This is a genomic window from Lentzea californiensis, from assembly GCF_024648825.1.
Lineage (GTDB): Bacteria > Actinomycetota > Actinomycetes > Mycobacteriales > Pseudonocardiaceae > Lentzea > Lentzea californiensis.
On record NZ_JANBBE010000005.1, the window covers coordinates 385,935 to 403,554 of the forward strand.

Below are 17,620 nucleotides of genomic sequence, written 5' to 3' on the forward strand. Positions count from 1 at the left end.
ACCATCAACACTCGGCCGTGATGTTCCCGTGTTCATTTCGTAATGTGGCGCGCTGTGTGACCATGCCCTGTCCCCAACGCAAGGTGTCCCGAATGTCGGGCCGACATAGAACGCCCCAGACAGCCAGCAAGAAACTGCCCATCGCAGTCGCCGCCACCCTCACCGCAGGACTGGCCGCGACCTTCTGGGTGGTCCGTGATTCAGACCAGCCGATCGACCCGACCGGAGCGGCCGCCAACCTGGCCGCCTCGTCGATCTCCGCAAGCCCGCCGTCTGTCACGTCGTCGACCACCGTGCCGCCGTCCTCGGAGCCTCCGGTGACGACCACCACGGCGCCCCCGGTGACCACGACCACCACGCTGCCTCCCGCGCCGCCTCCGCCCCCACCGCCGCCGCCCTGTCCGACCACCCTGGACGGCACCAAGCCGCACGTGGCGCAGGTGGGCCACCACATCGCTGGCAAGTTCGGCGTCGACGACATCGGCGGCGCGGCCGGCCGCGGCGGCTCCGGCGACCACCCCACCGGTCTGGCGCTGGACTTCATGGTCGACACCGCCACCGGCAACGCCCTGGCCGACTACGTGCTGGCCAACCGCAAGGCGTTCGGCGTGACCTACGTGATCTGGCGCCAGCGCTACAACGACGGCAGCGGCTACACGCCGATGGAGGACCGTGGCAGCCCCACGGCCAACCACATGGACCACGTGCACGTGTCGTTCCAGGCGACCGCGACGGTCAAGGTCACCTGCTGATCTCCTCGCGCTGGCGCAGGCGACTTGTGGGCCGCGCCGCGTACGGCGCGGCCCACGGCCTCAGTGCGGCAGATCGGTGATCTGACGGGGCTGGCCGCCGCCCGCGCGGCCGGAGATCTCGGTGGGACGCGGGCCGTTGCCGTTGTCGACGACGACGCTCGAGACCAGCCTGCCGTTGAAGAACACGGTGGCGGCGCCGTCGTCGTCGAACAGGGAGAGCCTGGCGACGGTGCCGTTCGTCATGGCGCCCTCGATCTCGGCGATCACCTTGGCGGCGTCAGCGGGCGGGAACTGCCACGACATGCCGTCGATGGTGACGCGCTGCTTCGAACCGTCGGTCATCTCTGTCTCCTCGGGTAGGAACGAACGGTGCTGTTACCTGTCTTCTGACGGACCGCTGACGGTGCAGCGGAAGGAGAAGTCCTTGGCGCGCACGTCGAAGCACTGCGCCCGGTGCGCTGCCGCTGATGCGGTCAGGGAGTTGCGGTAGACGGCGGTGGCTCCGCCCAGTGCTTGGTCGAGCACGCCTTGGACGATGTCGACGGACACCTGTTCGCCCTGTGGCAGAAGGGCGTTCAGGCCGGGACGGCCGCTGGTCTCCTGCGAGATCCAGATGGCCACGTCGAGGCGGCCGTGCGCGTCACCGCGGAACACGTCGGAGTCGCGCAGCGAGAGCCGTTCGCCGTCGGCGACGTCGTTGAAGCGTTCGGTGTGGACGGAGTGCCTCGGCTGCCCCGCGACGTCCTCGGTGAGCACGAGCGCGTCCAGCCGGATGCGCGGTCCCCGTGATGCGCGGTTGTGGTGCACCACGAGGTTCGACAGCCGCAACGTGACCTCCCCGTGGTCCGAGAAGGTCGGGGCGGACGGCCGGTCGTCCACCTCGAACACCGTGTTCTCGCCGATCGGAGCGGGTCTCGGGTCGAGGTCGAAGTTGATGGCGTGCACCGAGAACGTCACCGGCCTGCCGCGCACCGACGTGGTCTCCCTGCCGTCCGAGGCGCCGATCATGCAGAGGTGGCGCTCCAGCCGGGAGATGCTCCGTTCCCTGCTCTTGGCGATGCCGGGTTGCTCGAGCACTCTCGTGTCGGTGGGCTCGCTGCTGACGAGCACCACGATCGTCTCCTCGCGGGGCGCGGTGGCCGGCACCGACTCGGGCCACGAGACCTCCATGCCGGGCAGCGCTCTCGTGTAGTCGTCGCTGCCGAACACGTAGCCGACACCGGGATCGAGGCGCAGTCCGCTCGGGCTGGCCGGGTAGAGCGACGCGATCTGCCCGGACAAGCCGACGTCGAGCAACGACACGTACACCGCCGCGGTCTTGCTGTCGTTGCGCACCTCCACGCAGATCGACTGTCCGGAGTGGATGGTCGCGCCGGAGCGGGGGAGCGGTGTGGTGGCGCCGTCGCTCACCCGCCCGAAGCGGACCGTGACCGGTTCCGCGAGGGCCAGGTTGACGGGTTCGACGAGGGTTTTCAGCGCACGGGCACGGGCGAAGCGCCTCAGGTCCGCCACCACGGCGGCGATGGTGGGCCGCGGCTCGTGCAGCGGACCGGCCGCGTCGTGGATCGTGTACCCCTCCTCGCCCGCCTCCAGCCGGACGTGGGCGAGGTCGCCGGCGGCCGTGCCGAGCACCGCGACGGACTCGATCGACGTGACGAGATCGGGGTCGTCGGTGTGCACGAGCAGCGGTGGCAACGCGGTGTGGACCAAGTGGGCGCGTGCGCCGAGCGGGACGGGGACGCCCAGCACGCCGTAGGCCGCCTGGGCGTCGACCCGGTCGGCCAGCACGTCGCCGACCTTGCGCTCCTCGTCCGGCTCCGGCGAGTCGTCCGGCATGACCACGAACCTGTCGCCGGGACGGGCGCCGAGCAGAGCCGCTCCGGCGATGCGGACCCCGCCGCGGACCTCCGTGACCGGGAGCGCCCCCAGCGGGTCGATCTCACGGGTGCCGAACATGATCCGGCGGGCGGGCCCTTCGATCTCCGGGCGTTGCCCCGCCCAGACCTGGTTGACGCGGTGGCGCAGCCGGTCGACGAGCGTGGCCCAGGAGGCGGTCAGGCCGCTGTCGTGCAGTTCGCCGAGCGTGCGGGTCAACGCGTCCGTCAGATACCCCATCGGCACGCCGTCGGCGTTCTGGCCCTCACAGGCTCGTTCCTCCGGTGCGCACGCGACGATGCGCACGGCGTGGGGGTTGCCCGGCGGGTTCCAGAGGTCGAGCGCCAGCCCTTCCCGGCGCAGGGTCTCGACGTGCGAGCTGATCACGCTGGCCGGCACGGGACGACGGTAGGAGCGGACCAGGCCCGGCGCGCGGGACATGTGGCCGGAGTGGCAGCAGTCCAGGACCACCGTGACGTTCTGCGTGCGTTCGGTCAGCCTGGCGAGCAGCACCGACAGCTCCGGTGCGGTGATGCCGCGGAAGTCGTCCTCGGTCGTCTCCTCGAAGTCGGTGGGGACGATGAACTGGAGGGTGCCGGGGCCGGGGGTGCCGTGGCCGAGCTCGGGGTCGTGCGCGTAGCCGCCGTGCCCGCTGTAGTAGACGACGAGGGCGTCGTCCTCGCGGGCATTGCCGATGAACCTCTCGTACTCGTCGAGGATTCCGGCTCTGCTCGCGTTCTCACCCTCGCACCGGGTGGAGGTGAAGTCCCACCGTTCCAGCGCGGCCGTCATGGCCTTGAGGTCGTTCCCGACGCCGAACAGGCCCACCTGTGAGCCGATCAGCAGTGCTTTGCGGGCCATGGTTCCTCCCAGGAGAAGAGCGGATCAGTCGAGGAGCCCGGCGTCGCGGGCTTTGCGCAGCGCCGCCGTCTTGTTGGTGACGCCCAGCTTTTGGTACACATTGGACAGATGGCGGCCGACGGTCGCCTTGGTGACGTGCAGTTGGGTGCCGAGCTGCCGGTTGGTCAGGCCGGCGTCGAGCTCGCGCACGATCTCGAGCTCGCGGGCGGTGAGCCCGAACGGGTTGCGGGTGGACCGGGTCTCCCTCGGCAGCAGGTGGTGAGTGCGCTGGATCGACGTGATCGTGTCGGCGAGCGGCTTCGCGCCGAGTCGCGCGGCGACCTCGGCAGCCTCGGTGGCCGCCCGTGCGGCGAGCTCGCGGTCACCCTCGCGTGCCGCCGCACCGGCCAGCCTCGCCAGCGAGCACGCCATCGGGTACGGCCGGTCCAGCTGTCGCCACGCTTCGGTGATCGAGTGCCAAGCCGTTGCGGTGTCGGCATTTCCGGCCCGGTCGGCCTCGGCCTTGCACACGGCGGCCAGCACCGCCGACTCCGTGTCACCGTCCGGCGGACTCGCGTGCCCGAGCAGGTCGCCGGCGTCGAGCGAGTGGTCTGCGGCGACCTTGAGACCGAACGCGCAGAGTTGAAGCCTCAGCAGGTGTTCCTCGGTACCGGCGATGGCCTCGATGCCGTGCCGCACCGTCGCCAGCGCGGCTTGCGGCTCTCCCCGGCTCACGGCGAGCTCCGCGAGGCATCGGTAGAGCGGGCTGAGGAACTTCGGTTGTGCGCTCGGATGGTTCCGCACGCTCTCCAGCAGCCGTTCCGCCTCGGCGAACCTGCCGGTGGCGAGGTCCATCTCGGCCTTGGTCAAGCGCTGGAAGGTCGTCTCGCGCTTGGGGAAGTACCGCAGCACCTCGGCGATCAGCCGGCTCGCCTCCTCCCAGCCGCCGGTCAGGAACAACATCGCGCAGGCGTTGTTGGCGAGCAGACCCGCCTGACGCGAGCCCATCAGGCCGAGCTGCCTGCTGCGTTCCAGCGCCTGCCGGAACACCTCGACCGCCTCGGCGTCCTGCCCCGCCCTTTCCAGGCAGACGCCCAGGTTCCCCGCGGCGCGCAACAGGTCCTCGAGGTGGTCGGTCTCCTCGGCGATGCGGTGTGCGTCGCGCAGGGTGGCGATTCCCGTCGTGTGGTCGCCGAGCAGGGTGAGCGCGAGCCCCGCGCTGTTGCGGGCTCTGCCGACCTCGGCGCGGGCGTTCGCCTGTTCCGCCTCCCGCTCGGCCTCGCGGGCCATGGCGAGCGCCTCGGTGTACCTGCCGCTCTTGGCCTCGACCGTCGCGAGTGCGGAATGCACCCGTGATCCCAGCGCGCTGGGCGGTTCGTCCCGCAGCAGTTCGTGCGCGAGGCGGTAGGACCACAGGCTCTCCGCGTCGAACCCCGCTTCCCACCGGTAGCTGCCCAGGCGTTCGTGCAGCTCGCCGAGCAGTTGCGGGCTCTCGGACGAGGCCGCGGCGACCGCCTCCTCCGCCCACTCGACCGCCTGCGTGAGGTGGCCTGCCCAGCGGGCGGCGTCGGCGGCGACCTTGACCACCTGCACGCGGTTCACCGCGGCGGGCGCCGCTTCCGGGTGCCGTGCCCACAGGTCGAGCGCGCGCCGGTACTGGACTTCCGCGTCCTGGAACGCCCGCACGCGGACGGCGAGGTCACCGGCGCCGATCGCCGCTCGCAGCGCCTCGGGCACCCGGTCGGCCGCGGACCAGTGGTAGGCGAGTTCGGGCAGCACGTGCGGATCGCGGACGACCTCGTCGGCCAGCACCTCGGCGAGCGCGGCGTGCAGCCTCTTGCGTTCCCGGAGGCGCACCGTGCCGTACGCGGTCTCGCGCAGCAGGGCGTGCCGGAACCGGTAGGAGTCGCCCAGCACGTCGACCAGCACCTGCCGGTCGAGGCACTCGGTGAGCGCCGAGTCGAGTGCGGAGTCGGTGACGCCGGCGACCTGCGCCAGCAGGTCATCGCTGACCTGGCGGCCGGCGACCGCGGCCACGCGCACCACGGTCGCGGCGTCCGGACCCAGCTGGGCCAGCTGGGCGTGCATCAGGTCGGTGAGCGACTCCGGGACGTGCGGGTCCGGCCTGGCGGGGTCGTCCGCCGCCACCAGCTGCTCGGTGAAGTACGGGTTGCCCTCGGACAGCTCGAAGTACCGGTCGGCCCGTTCCGGGCTGACGTCGCCGCCGGTCAGCTCGGCCACGAACGCGCGCAGCTCGCCCCTGGTGAAAGGTGCCAGCGGCATCCGGTGCGTGTGCCGGGTGAAGTCGGGCTGCGCGAGCCGGGTGCGCAGCGGGTGACCGAGCCGCAGACCGGAGCGATAACCGCAGACCAGCATCAACCTCTGGTCGGACACGGTGAGCGCGAGGTAGGCGATGAGGTCGAGTGTCGCCGTGTCGGCCCAGTGCACGTCCTCGAACACCACGACGAGCGGCGCCAGCGAGCCGATGTGGTCGAACATCCGCGACACCGCGAGGAAGACGTGGTGCTGCGCGCCCAGACCGGTCCCCGATGCGGGCGAAGAGCCGGCGACACCGGCGATCAGCGCGGCCAGTTCGTCCCACACCGGTCCGGCCAGCCGGCGTGCCTCCTGCTCGCCGTGCTGACGCACCAGCACCCGCAGCGCCTGCACCAGCGGGCCGTACGGGACCGCGCCGCTCTGCAGTTCCAGGCAGCCGCCCGCCAGCACGACGGCGCCGGTCGCACGGGCGGAGTCCGCGAACTCGGCGAGCAGGCGGGACTTGCCGACGCCCGCCTCTCCGTTGACCATCACGACCACCGGCTTGCCCGTGACGGCGTCCTCGAGCAGCCGGGTGAGCCGCGCGACCTCCTGGTCGCGGCCGATCAGCCTGGTCATCTGGCCGGCCCGGCGGCGGCCCTCAGCGCCTCCGCCCAGGGGTAGTCGGGGGAGAGCCGCGTGACGGCCTTGGCGGCGTCCGCGATCGCCCAGGCCGCGCGGCACACGCACCTCAGCGCGTGCAGGTTCGCCTGCTCGCGGGGATCGGTCACCGTGGTGAGCACGACGTCGAGCCGTCCGGCGAAGCCCGCCCCGATCCGCTCGAGCACACCACCGAACGGGTCGCCGGCGTCCAGGAACGCCCCGACCGACCGCACGATGACCGGCGCTGAGGGGTGGTCGGCGGGCACCGTGCGAGCGGCCAGCAGCAGGGTGTCGGCCGACGCCCGCACGTCCGCGTCGCCGGCGGGGTCGAGCCGGTGGCGCAGCAGCAACACGACGGCCAGCAGGAACTGGTCGACGGCGGCGTCCTCCGGCGCGACGTCCTCCGGGTGCTCGTCCACGATCGTGCTCGCCATGGCCACCGCGTCGTCGACGACGGGCACGGCGAGGGCAGGCGCACCTGGCAGCAACAACGCGGCGGCGGCTTCCCAGACCGGCACGTCCGTTGCCAGCGAAAGCCTCTGCCGCAAGAGCTTCCGCACGTCCGCCTGGGCCTCCGGAGCCGGTGCGGGCTCGACCTCGACCGGCTGCGGCGTGTCCTCGTCGTCGGCCGGCACCGGTTCGGTCACGACCAGCACCGGTCGCTCCCCGGCGGGCGTCGCGAGCAGCCTGCTACAGCTGTCGAGGCTGACCGTGAAGACGTCCGGAATCCGGAAGGCACCGTATCCGGGCCTGGCCCGGGTGGTGAACCGCTCCTGGAGGCCCTGGAACTTCGCGATGAAGGTGCCGAGGTCGGCGAGGTTGAACTCGGCGGCGGTCGCGCCGTACAGGACCGCGAGGACGTCGGTGAGCTCCAGCATCAGCTCGGCCATCTCCCGGATGTCCGCACTGAGCGACTGGTCGGCGAGCACGGTTTTGAAGCACTCGATGGCGACGTCGATGTCGGAGACCGCGACAGGTTGCGGGTTCGGTGCGGCGACCCGGAGCATCCGGTCGTGCATGATCTTCTGCATGGGGCCGGGCTTCGCGACCCTGCGCATGTGCTGGGAGCCGAGGAACAACCGCGCGATCGGCACCTGGACCGGCGGCAGAGTGCCCCTGTCGAGTGCCTCGCGGAAGCAGTCGATCGCCGCTGTGTCGTCCTTGTCGTCGTCCGTGAGGAGCTGACTGCGGAAGCTCAGCCCGGTGCCCAGCAGGAAGGCGGTGCTCGCCCGCAACGGGTCGGTCTCCTCCAGGAGGTCGAGCGACTTCCCGAGCGCGGAGATGGCGTCGTTGAGGTCGCCTATCGACGTCGGTGCGTGCACGCCGTTGAAGCTGAAGCGCTGCAACAACGCCTGACCGAGACGGCACAGCGGGGCCATGCGCGCGACACCGGTCAGCCCGGCGAGTTCGGCGCGCAGTTCGTCGATGACGGGGTCTATCGAGGACATGCGTTCTCCCTGAGACGGGGTGGTGGGAATCAGTGGCCTGCGTGGGTGAATCCCGCCCACGCCACGACCCGCCTGCGGTCACTTGCCAGCGAGACCAGGTCCGCGGGCATCCGGGCGGGCGGCACCGGGTCTGGGCTGAGCATCCACAACTGCGCCGCGCGCAACGCCTCGCGCGCCGGCAGGCCTTCCGTGAGCAGGTAGTGATGGAACAGGAACATCAGTGCGGACGTCTCCGCGTCGGGGATCGCCCAGTGCGTCGACAGCACGGTGCGCGCACCGGCGGCCAGGAACGCGGTGCCGAGGCTGTACGCCTCGTCGTAGCCGTGGATCGACCGGCCGGTGTGGCAGGCGCCCATGACCACGAGCCCGATCCGGCGCTCGGGCACCGCCTCGAGGATCCGGATGATCTCGTCGGCGTCGAGCTTGCCCGCGGCCTTCTCGTGCGGGTCGTCGGGAGCCAGTTGCAGGTCAGCGGTTCCACCGTCGTCGGCGGGCACGAACCGGCCGTGGCAGGCCAGGTGCAGCGTGGTGCCCGCGTACGGCGCCGTGTCCGCGAGCCACTCGCTGACCTCGGTGACGGTGCCCCGGCCGGACGGACTCTGCGAGTCGTCCGCCCGCCGGCCGAGGTACCGCGCGCCGGGGTAGAAGACCGCGCGCACCGCCTGGGCCTCCGCCCGTGCGGCGGTGAGCGGCGGGGCGTCGCCGCAGGTGTCCGGATCGCCGACGACGAGACCGGTCCTCGTGGGCCGGATCGGGTCGCGCTTGGCGTTCTCGCAGAACAACCTCGCCGAGACGGCCTGGGAGAACGAGGCCAGCTCGATCGCGCGCGTGCCGTCGGCCCTGCGTGCGGCCTGCCAGGGGATGCGGGCCAGGTCTCCCATGGGCAGCAACACGATCGAGGGCACCGAACCCGGTGCGGCTCCGGCGAAGTACGACTCGAGCAGCGGGCCGATCGCCGACTGCCAGGCCCAGTCGCACAGCGCGTCGACCCGGTCCGCGAAACCCGCGCGGGCGCCGACCGGAGCGGTTTCGCGAGTGGTTCCGCGTGCCCTGTCGGTCAGCGCCGTCAGGTACAGCTCGACCTCGCTTCCCCTGTCCACCTGGAGGTTCGGCAACATCAGGTACGCCGGTGGTCCCACCCTGGGGGCGATCACCATGAACCCCGGAGCGAGCTGCTCGCCGGCCACCAGGTAGACCAGGGCGTCGGCACGGGACGTGGCCAGCGCCGCCCTGATCTCCCCGAGCGACGGCGGATCGAGCAGGGTCGCCGCGATGTCGTCGTTGGCGAGCAACGCGGTCATGACCTGCTTGCGCAACCCCTCCGAGTGGCGGCCCTCGTCCAGCCAGCGGTCCGCGAGGCCGGCGTGACCGGCGGCGGTGAGCCGCGCGGGCAGCGCGCGGAGTTCGGCCTCGGCGAACAGCAACAGACCGCGGCCGGTGTCCAGCGCGCGCAGGGCACCGGTGACGTTGGACGCCGCCAGGCAACGGCGCGCGGCGCCCAGCGCGCCACTGACCGCGTCCCTGATCGCCCACTTGGCTTGGGCCGGGTCGGTCTCCAGCAGCACCCTCCACACGTAGGCGCGTTGTGAGGCCGTGGTGAACGGCCTGGCACCGGGCAGGTCGCCCAGCCGGTGCCTCACCATGGCGAGCAACTCGTGCGTGAGTGTCCACTGTGGATGGCTGGGCTGCCGCATCCGGGCCAGCGCGCCCTGCAGCGCCTTCTCGGCCTCGTCCAGGCCTTCGGCCGAGCCGGTCAGTTCCGTCCGGCGCAGGAGACCGGTCGCGAGGCCGTTCAACGCGAGCAGGTCGAGGTCGTCGCCCTGGTCCATGGCGATGGCGTCGCGGAGGTGGTCGAGCGCCTCGTCGATGCGGGCGAGATCGGCCTGCTCGCCGTTCTGGAAGAGCGCTGCCGCGGCGAGCACCCTGGCGCGTCGCTGGGCGCTCGGCGACGGCCCCGCGTTCCGGATGCGGTCGCCGGCGTTCGCACCGGAGCCAGCGGGGTCCAGGACGCTGAACAGCTCGTCCATGCCGCGGTCGGCCTCGCTCAGGTCCATGCGGTCGCGGAACTCCGGCGGCAGAGTCTCGACCAACGCCTTCAGCTCCTGCATGGCGCCCGCCGCTTCGTGCAGGTCGCCCTTCTTCGCCGCGTCGAGCAACCTGTGCAGGGATGCGGCGTAGCTGTGCATGGCAGGCGCGACCGGGTGGTCACCGAGCTGGTTCAACACCCCGTCGAGGGTTCGCATCATCTTGGAGCCGTTGGCCTCGAGCCCGTCCGCGGCCGTGTCGACGGCGGCACCGGCGGCGTCGACGAGCATCCTGGTCACGGGAACGTCCCGGACCGCCTCCGCGTACCCGGCGAGCTCGCGTTGGGCGGCCACGTGATCGATCTGTTCACCGGCCGCCGCGCGGTACGCGAGGTGTTGCGCGCGAACGGCGGCGGCGACGAGCGGCCAGCCGACCATCGACTCCGGGACCCGGCCGACGAGTCGCAGCAGGTCGTCCAGGTGCGGCACCAGCACCGACCGGGCTGGACCGCCGCCCTTGGTCACCGTGGTGAGCAGGGTGACGGCGAGCCTGCCGCGGTCCGGGTGCTCCTGCGGCAGGCGCGCCAGGTCGGCTGTGAACGCGGTCAGGTCGTCCGCGCTCACCGAGTCCGGTGTCGCGCGGCGCGTCACCGCGTCGCACCGCGCGACGATCTCGGCAAAACCGTTCTCCTCGGCCATCCGGCCCTCTCCTCGTTGCTGCGGCGGGTCTGTTCGAAAGGAACTGACGGACGGAGACCTCACTCCTCCGCGCGGGCCGCGGCTTCGAGCAGTTCGAGCACCGTCCGCTCGGTCAGGCCGCGGGCCAGGAACTCCGGCGGCCACGGGGAGGAGCCCGGCGTGCGGTCCAGCTCGTCGCTGCCGAGGCTGCGGACGAACACCTCGGTGACCACGTCGGTGGCCGCGCCGGCCGGGTTCTGGCCCAGCGCGACGCGGGCCCCGATGTCGCGCAGGGCCACGCCCGCCAGTTCCCGGAACGGGTCGCCGTCCGGGTGCGCGAGGTCGGGACCGTCCGACGACGTCCTGGGCAGCGGCACCGTCGAGTGCTCCTTGTGCCCCAGCGGGCGTTCGACGTAGTCCGCGTACCAGCGCGGCTTGGAGCGCATCGCCGCCAGCACCGTCCCGACGTCGCGCACGACCTCGCGGTAGGCCGACTCGTAGTCGTCGCCGCAGAGGATGGCGCGGTGCTCCGCCCACCACTCCACGGGCCAGACCGCGGCGCCCGCCACCGAGTCGTTGCCGACGAACTCCAGCAGGTCGACGGCCAGCGCGGTGAGCCGGGGCTCCTCGCCCAGCGCCGTGGCGAGCCAGCGCGGCACCCGCGGCTTCTGCAGGGCGCCGCGTTCGCCACGCCTGCGCCGGTAGGCGTTGATCGTGGCGAACCGCAGCCGCCCGTGCACCCACCCCTCCAGGTTGTGCACGGGCATGGTGGCGTGCAGGAAGACGTCGTCCAGCACGGCGTCCATGTCGTCGTGGAACCGGTCGAGGCACGCGGCCTCCAGCCGCAGCACCGAACGGGCGCAACCGCGGTGCCCGCGCTGGAGCTCCAGCTTCCTGGTCAGCTGGGTGAAGACGACGGTGTGCGCGATCTCGTACAGCGCGGCCCGCAACCGGCGGTGCTCCTGGACGGACGCCTCGGCGGCGGTCTTGGCCAGCAGGCCCTCGGCGGCGAGCCGGCGCACAGCGTTCATTTCCTCGGTCATGGCTGCATCTCCCGAACAACGCTTGGGTGAATTCGGCGTCGTTCTGGAAATGCGCTCCGACGCCGTGAACGGATTCGGCGACATGCGCTTCATCCGATGTTGGCGACGCTAGGGGAGTCGTCCTGTAGCAGGCCATCTACCAGGCCTAAGATGGTTACAAGAAGGTAGTCCGCGGTCTTCTCGGGTGCTTTTTCTCAACCGTCTGCAGCTTGTTCTCAACCGGCTGAAAGACTCGCCTCAACCGGTTGAGAACAAGCTCATTCGCCGCTGGCCGTGGAATCGCGGGACGGCCGCCAGGTGACGTCCTGAGGGGGCAGGCCCATCGCCCGCAGGTCGTGCGTCAGACCGGGCAGCGCACCGCGCCGCGGCACACCGATGATCCACACGCCGCCGTCGCCGGCAGGTCCTACCTGGAGTCGCGGTGACTCGGGTTCGTGGTCCACGTACTCCGCGTACCGGCGACGGGCCAGTTCGGTGCGCAGCACCATGCGCTGGTTGGCGGAGCCACGCCAGATGCGCGAGGTCGGCGCGGCCACGTCGTACCGGCCGGTGACCAGCACGTCGACGAGGTCGGCCGCGCCTCGGCGCACCTCGTCCAGTTCGGTCTCGTCGTAGCCGGTGAAGAGCAGCACGTCCTTGTCCTGTCCCGTTTCCCGGCGCACGGCGCGGAGGAGGTCGCGCAGCGCGGCCGGTTGCTGCAGGGGCTCGCCCCCGCTGATCGTGAGGCCGTCGGCACCCGCGCCGACCGCCTCCCGCCACAACACGACGAGGTCGTCCACCTCGACTTCGGTGCCACCGACCGGATTCCACGTGTCCTGGGACATGCACCCCCTGCACGCGAGTGTGCAGCCCTGCACCCAGATGCCGAGCCGCAGACCTGGGCCCAGCGCGGTGACGGGGAAGTGGGTGCGACTGATCCGCAACGTGCTCATGACGCCACCTCTGCCACCGGCGGCACCGCGTCCTGCGCCGGTTGTGGTGCCGGCTCTGGCCGCAGTCCCCGGCGGTGCTGCACGGCCTCGGTGAAGCTCGGATCACCGACGGCCTGGGTGAGCGACGCGAAGTACGCCTCCTCGGCCGCCGCGTAGGCGGATCTGATCGCGCGCACGAGCGGCTCCGGCCCGACGTTCTCCTCGTCGCCGCCGGCGGCGTGCTCCGGGCACAGTCGTGCGATCAGCAGCCGGCGTTCGGCCTCGACCTGCTCCCGCCGTTGCCGGTGCAGCGCGTAGGACTCCTGGAACGGATGGCGGCGCGACAACCCCAGCAGGTACGAGGTCGCTCCCGTGACCAGCAGTCCCCCGACGAACATCAGCACGACCGTGACCGGCGTGACGTGCAGGGGTGTGAGCTTCTCGTGCTGTAGGCCCAGCACCGCGCCGCACATCCACCCCAGGACGGTCACCACCGCCACCCAGAACGTCATCGTGAGCAGCACACCGGCGGTGAGCCGCCGCTCGCTGCCGGTCGCCTGACGCGATCGCGCCATGAACGCCGCCACGTGCGGCGTGGCCACCAGGAACACGGCCATCGACGCGCACAGCGCCCAGATCGACGCCGGAGCCGTCCTGTCCTCGAGGAAGTGCCCGAACACCAGGTGGTGGACCGGGGTCTGCGCCACGACCAGCAGGAGCAGCACCAGCAACCGCCACACCAGTCGTACCGGGACGGTCTCGCCCTCCCACACCGGGTCGTCGCCGTCGGGAACGTCCCGCGCCGCGTCCAGGTCGGCCTGAGCTTCGACGGTGTCCGCCATCGGCTCGCCCGTGCGGGCCCTGAGCACCGCCAGGTTGTTCATGGCGGTGCGCGCCGAGTCCATGAAGCTGCCCGCCTCCTCGCTCTGCTCGCGCAGGTGCGCGGTGCGGGCGTTCGCCTCGACGTGGCGCTCCAGCGCCGAGTGCACGGCGCAGTCGCGCAGGTGCCGCAGGCTCAGGACGTAGCTCGGGTCGTACTCGGCCGAGTGCGGTGCCGTGGGCTCACCGAACGACCAGCTGTCCAGCACGTGCCTGCGCGCGTCGGCGGCTCCCTGCGCCTGCGCGTCGGCGATCAGCACGGAGGCGGGGATGCGCGGGTCGACCTTCGATTCGGGCAGCGGCACGTCGCCGATCGCCGTGCGCAGCCGCCGGGTCCGTGCACTGCTGCCAAGGGGAGTGGTCACTGCGGTGGTCCTATCGCTGGTCAGAGGTCGTAGAGCGTGACCGTGCCCTCGGCGTCCGCGGCGAATCGGATGACGTCGCCGCAGCGGAGGGTGGTGTGGATGGACGGCGCGAGCTCGGTGCCGTTCACGAACGTGCCGTTGGGCGTGGAGGAGGGCGAGAGCCACGCCCTGCCGTCCGCGTCGACACCGATGACGGCGTGCCTGCGCGAGACGTTGGGGAACCCGCGGAACACGTGACCGTGCTCGCCCCGCCTGCCGAGGTCGGCCTGTCCGCCGCGGTCGAGCTCCACCTCGCCGTCGCGGAACTTCAGGTAGAGCGCGGGAGGTGTGAGCGAACGACCGCACCCGTCCCGGAGGCATTCGACGTTGGTCTCCACCGGGGACTCGGTGTCGCAGTGCCAGCAGACCTTCGTGGACCACGGCTGCCGTTCCGGGCGTGCGCCGCCGGCCGTGCTCGTGGCCGACGGTTCGGATTCAGGAGCGTTCTCCACGACCACGGGCTCCAGAGAGCACATGTGTGCGGCGCAGAACGATTCCGCGTCGGAGAAGACCTCGGTCGGGTCGTCCGGGCAGCGCATGCTCATCGCACACCTCGGTGGACCGTCGCCCACAGCGTCGCGCCCGCCGTGCCGTCGCCCGCCCGCACGCCGGTGATCACCACGCGGTCACCCGGCTGTGCGTCCTCGTGGAACAGCAGCCGCGCCAAGGGGTTGATCAGCACGCTCTCCAGCTGGTTGCCGATGCCGCGACCGCCGTTGTCCGGGTCGGCGGTGCACATGCCCTGCAACTGCTGCAGGCCCGCCGGGGACAGTTCGACCTCGACGCCCAGCTCGGCGTGGACCTTGCGGATCACGTTCCTGAGCTGGCCGGCGAAGATCCCGCCGGCAGTCCGCGAGTCGATGAAGTCGAAGATCACGATGTTGTCGCCGAACCGGTTGAGCAGCTCCGGCCGGCCGAGCTCGGTGGTGAAGTGGTCGCGGATCGCTCCCTTGACCTTCTGCTCCAGTTCCACGTACGGCATGCCGGGCCGGACGAGCAGTTCCCGCTCCCTGGTCTTCGGATCGGTGCGGACGATCCCGAGGTTGGACGTGAAGATGAGCACGCACTCGGTGAAGTACGTCGTCACGCCCTGCCCGTCGGTGAGCCGGCCGTCCTCGAGGATCTGCAGGAACTTGTCCAGCAGCAGCGGATGCGCCTTCTCGATCTCGTCGAAGAGCACGACCTGGAACGGCTGCCTGCGCACCGCGCCGGTGAGCTCGCCGCCGGCCTCGAACCCGACGTAGCCGGGCGGAGCGCCCGTGAGCCGGTCGGCGGCGTGCTCGGCGGAGAACTCGCTCATGTCGAACCGCAGGTAGGCCTGCGCGTCACCGAAGAGCAGCTCGGCGACCTGCTTGGCCAGCTCGGTCTTGCCGACGCCGGTCGGTCCGGCGAAGAACAGCACACCGCGCGGGCGCGAGTCCGACGTGTTGGCCTGCGCGCCGGACAGGCCGAGAGCTGCCCGTTTGAGGATGTCGAGCGTCTTCGCGACGGCCTGGCCCTGGCCCTTGATCCGCTCGGTGATGACCTGCTCGCCTTTGATGATCTGGTCGCGGACGCTGCTCCGGCGCCACGGGTTGTCGTCCACGCCGAGTTTGTAGATGCGCACCGCGTCCGCCACCCGGTCGGCACCCAGGTCGCGGTCCCGCGCCAGCAGCGTGATCCGCCGCATCGCCTGCAGGGTCATGCCCTCGGTACGGCTCGCGAACACCTCGACCGGGTCCGTCTTGGCCACCGGATCGTCCTGGGTGGACGGTGGGAACTTCGGCATCAGCGACCGGGCCCGCTCCAGCCGGTGTTCCAGCGTCGGCAGGCCGACGGCGACGGCCCTGATCGACTCCACCCCCGCGGTGAACCAGGCGGGCAGGTCGCGTTCGCCGTCGACGAGCCACAGCACCGGGTTGTACAGCGGTGCCTGGCGGGTGCCGGGGAACGTGTGCGCCTTCGCCGCCGAGGCGAGCTTCTGGCACAGCAGGAAGAAGTCCCGCTCCTCCTCGCTGAGTTGACCGGGTGCCCGCACCAGCCGGGCGGCGTGGTCCACGACCACGGCCACCCGCGCGGCGGGCCGCAGCACCGGCGCGACGGGCGCCGCGGAGCGAGACCCACCGGCCTCGATCGGCGGCTGCTCCGGCACTCCCACCGCCTTGGCGAGGTGCAGCCGCAACCTCTCCGGCGAGGGACGGCGGCCGACGACGTTCGATCCGAGCACCCGCTCGACCGCCTGCAGCGCCGCCGGGTCGTTCGGCGGGTACACGCCGATGCCGTCGATCTGGTCGTACGTGATCAGCGCCTCGAACCCGCTGGGCCGCAGCGCGCTCCACAACGCCCTGTGCAGCGGCATGATCTCGCCGGCGACCAGGAACTCGTCGCGCAGGTTGCCGTGCAGCACGTACTGCGAGTGCACCGACAGGGTGCCGACGATCTCGTTGACGAAGGTGGGGTGTCCCGGCAGCAGGCTCCCGGTCTGCTGGGGGAGCACCGCGGTGTTCTCGGTCATGAGTTCCTCTTCACCTGCCTCTCGATGAGCTTGCCGTTCTCCTGGGCCGGTTCCTCGACGTACCTGGCCTCCTGGCCGACCGGCATGCCGCGGTTCATCCGCACGGTGATGTTCGCGCCGTTGTCCGAGACCTGCTTCCCGACCTGCTCGAGGTCGTCGGCGAACTCCTCGCAGCGCTCGCCGTCGCGCGCCCTGGCGGCGTCACCGATGGCGCCAGCGGGCCGCTGCAGTCTGCTGTGGACGGTCCGCTTGTGGTCCACCCAGACGGTTCCGTTGTGCTGGCCGCCCCACTCCGGCTTCGCGACCTTCAACCCGACGGCGTTGCGCGTGTCGAACGTGCCGATCACCTCGTAACCCTGTTCCTGCAGGCAGTGCTGGGTGACCCGGAGCGTGAGGACCTGGTCGGCCTTCTCCTCCATCCACGCCATCGCCTGCACCGCCTCGTCGCGGCGCTCCCGCGTGAGGTCCTCGTCCCCGGAGACGACCTTGCGCAACGCCTCCACGGCGTCGCCGACCGACGGTGGCGGCGTGATCGAGGCCTCCGCGAGAGCGTCCGGCAGCGGTCCTTCTTCCAGCGCCTGCAGCCACGTGGCCGCGAGCCTGCGCCTGGCCACCCGCGGGTTGATCTCGTCGGTGACCTGCATGCGCAGCTGCCTGAAGTAGACGTCCCCGTCGCCCTGCGCCCGCGCGACCCTGGCCGCTGTCGCGAGCACCTCGATGCGCTCGTCGTCGCCGGCGTCCGGGTCGAGCAGTGCGAGCACCCGGTGCACCTCGTCGGGCGAGACCGTGGGTGCGGGAGCGGCGACGGCGGCGTAGCGGGCCCGCAGCACGTCCTCGTAGGCGTCGAGCGTCTTGTCCGCCGACTCGCTCCGCGCCTGGGACGCGAACAGCTCCAGCCTCGGGCGGGGGAGCCGCCGGTCCAGTTCGGCCTGCGCCAGTGCGACCGCTGCCTGCGCCTCCGCGGCCATCCTGCCCAGTTCGGCCGGGCTCTTGCTCGACGTCAGCCGCAACGGGTGCGGCACGATCATCGAGATGCCGGCCGCGACGACCCGCTCGTGCAGCAGCCGGATGCGGGCGTTGACCGCGACCACGTCGGCGGCGGCCGCCTGCCACCGAAGCGTGTCCTCGGACCGCGCCTCGATCGCCGCGACCTCGTCCGCGGTCCGTTCGCCAGCTTCGGCGACCGCGCGGACGCCACCCTCGATGGCGGCGTTGGCCGCCCTGACCACCAGCACCGCGCCGGCCGCGATCACCACCGCACCGACGAGCACGACCGCGCCCGCCGCCACCGCGGGCAGCACGACGGGCGCGAGAACCATTCCACCTGCACTCATCCTGACCTCCTCGCCGGAT

Annotated in this window: 13 protein-coding genes; 1 reads left to right on the plus strand and 12 read right to left on the minus strand. The window is 71.5% G+C overall.

Translation table 11 applies throughout. The features are described from left to right. Window positions 1-4: 4 nt before the first annotated feature. On the minus strand, window positions 5-358 hold the full coding sequence (locus LX88_RS43785; RefSeq protein ID WP_307790727.1) for a hypothetical protein: 354 nt from the start codon (window positions 356-358) through the stop codon (window positions 5-7). Between LX88_RS43785 and LX88_RS43790 the strand changes: the two genes are divergently transcribed. Beyond that, window positions 342-752: a VldE C-terminal domain-containing protein gene (locus tag LX88_RS43790; RefSeq protein ID WP_307790728.1), complete on the plus strand. Its 411-nt coding sequence runs from the start codon at window positions 342-344 to the stop codon at window positions 750-752. The two genes, LX88_RS43785 and LX88_RS43790, sit on opposite strands and share 17 nt — an antisense overlap. 60 nt (window positions 753-812) lie before the next feature. Here LX88_RS43790 and LX88_RS21360 read toward each other — a convergent pair whose 3' ends face one another. The 11 genes from LX88_RS21360 to LX88_RS21410 all read right to left on the minus strand — a co-directional run bounded on the left by LX88_RS21360 (window position 813) and on the right by LX88_RS21410 (window position 17,601). Further along, window positions 813-1,094, minus strand: coding sequence for a hypothetical protein (locus LX88_RS21360; protein ID WP_258949553.1), 282 nt, complete (start codon window positions 1,092-1,094; stop codon window positions 813-815). Between the two features lie 33 nt (window positions 1,095-1,127). Next, the gene (locus LX88_RS21365; RefSeq protein ID WP_258949554.1) at window positions 1,128-3,488 is read right to left on the minus strand and encodes a caspase family protein; all 2,361 of its coding nucleotides are present in this window, start codon (window positions 3,486-3,488) and stop codon (window positions 1,128-1,130) included. Window positions 3,489-3,512: 24 nt separating this feature from the next. Continuing rightward, window positions 3,513-6,362: an ATP-binding protein gene (locus LX88_RS21370; protein ID WP_258949555.1), complete on the minus strand. Its 2,850-nt coding sequence runs from the start codon at window positions 6,360-6,362 to the stop codon at window positions 3,513-3,515. Then, window positions 6,359-7,834 (minus strand): hypothetical protein, encoded by a 1,476-nt coding sequence (locus LX88_RS21375; RefSeq protein WP_258949556.1) that lies wholly within the window; start codon window positions 7,832-7,834, stop codon window positions 6,359-6,361. Before LX88_RS21375 ends, LX88_RS21370 begins: the two co-directional genes overlap by 4 nt. Before the next feature lie 29 nt (window positions 7,835-7,863). Further along, a complete protein-coding gene (locus LX88_RS21380) occupies window positions 7,864-10,557 on the minus strand; it encodes a CHAT domain-containing protein (protein ID WP_258949557.1) in 2,694 nt (897 codons plus the stop codon). A 59-nt stretch (window positions 10,558-10,616) separates the two neighbouring features. Further along, window positions 10,617-11,579, minus strand: a complete 963-nt coding sequence (locus tag LX88_RS21385) for a hypothetical protein (protein WP_258949558.1) — start codon at window positions 11,577-11,579, stop codon at window positions 10,617-10,619. Window positions 11,580-11,836: 257 nt separating this feature from the next. Next, window positions 11,837-12,511 carry a 4Fe-4S single cluster domain-containing protein gene (locus LX88_RS21390; protein ID WP_258949559.1) on the minus strand — a complete coding sequence of 225 codons (675 nt, stop codon included), beginning with the start codon at window positions 12,509-12,511 and terminating at the stop codon, window positions 11,837-11,839. Next, a complete protein-coding gene (locus LX88_RS21395; protein WP_258949560.1) occupies window positions 12,508-13,734 on the minus strand; it encodes a hypothetical protein in 1,227 nt (408 codons plus the stop codon). Before LX88_RS21395 ends, LX88_RS21390 begins: the two co-directional genes overlap by 4 nt. A 20-nt stretch (window positions 13,735-13,754) precedes the next feature. Then, entirely contained in the window at window positions 13,755-14,318 is a 564-nt protein-coding gene (locus LX88_RS21400) for an FHA domain-containing protein (protein ID WP_258949561.1), read from the minus strand. Next, entirely contained in the window at window positions 14,315-16,267 is a 1,953-nt protein-coding gene (locus LX88_RS21405) for an AAA family ATPase (RefSeq protein ID WP_258949562.1), read from the minus strand. The genes LX88_RS21400 and LX88_RS21405 overlap by 4 nt, the downstream gene beginning before the upstream one ends. After that, window positions 16,264-17,601 (minus strand): hypothetical protein, encoded by a 1,338-nt coding sequence (locus LX88_RS21410; RefSeq protein ID WP_258949563.1) that lies wholly within the window; start codon window positions 17,599-17,601, stop codon window positions 16,264-16,266. The genes LX88_RS21405 and LX88_RS21410 overlap by 4 nt, the downstream gene beginning before the upstream one ends. Window positions 17,602-17,620 lie beyond the last annotated feature (19 nt).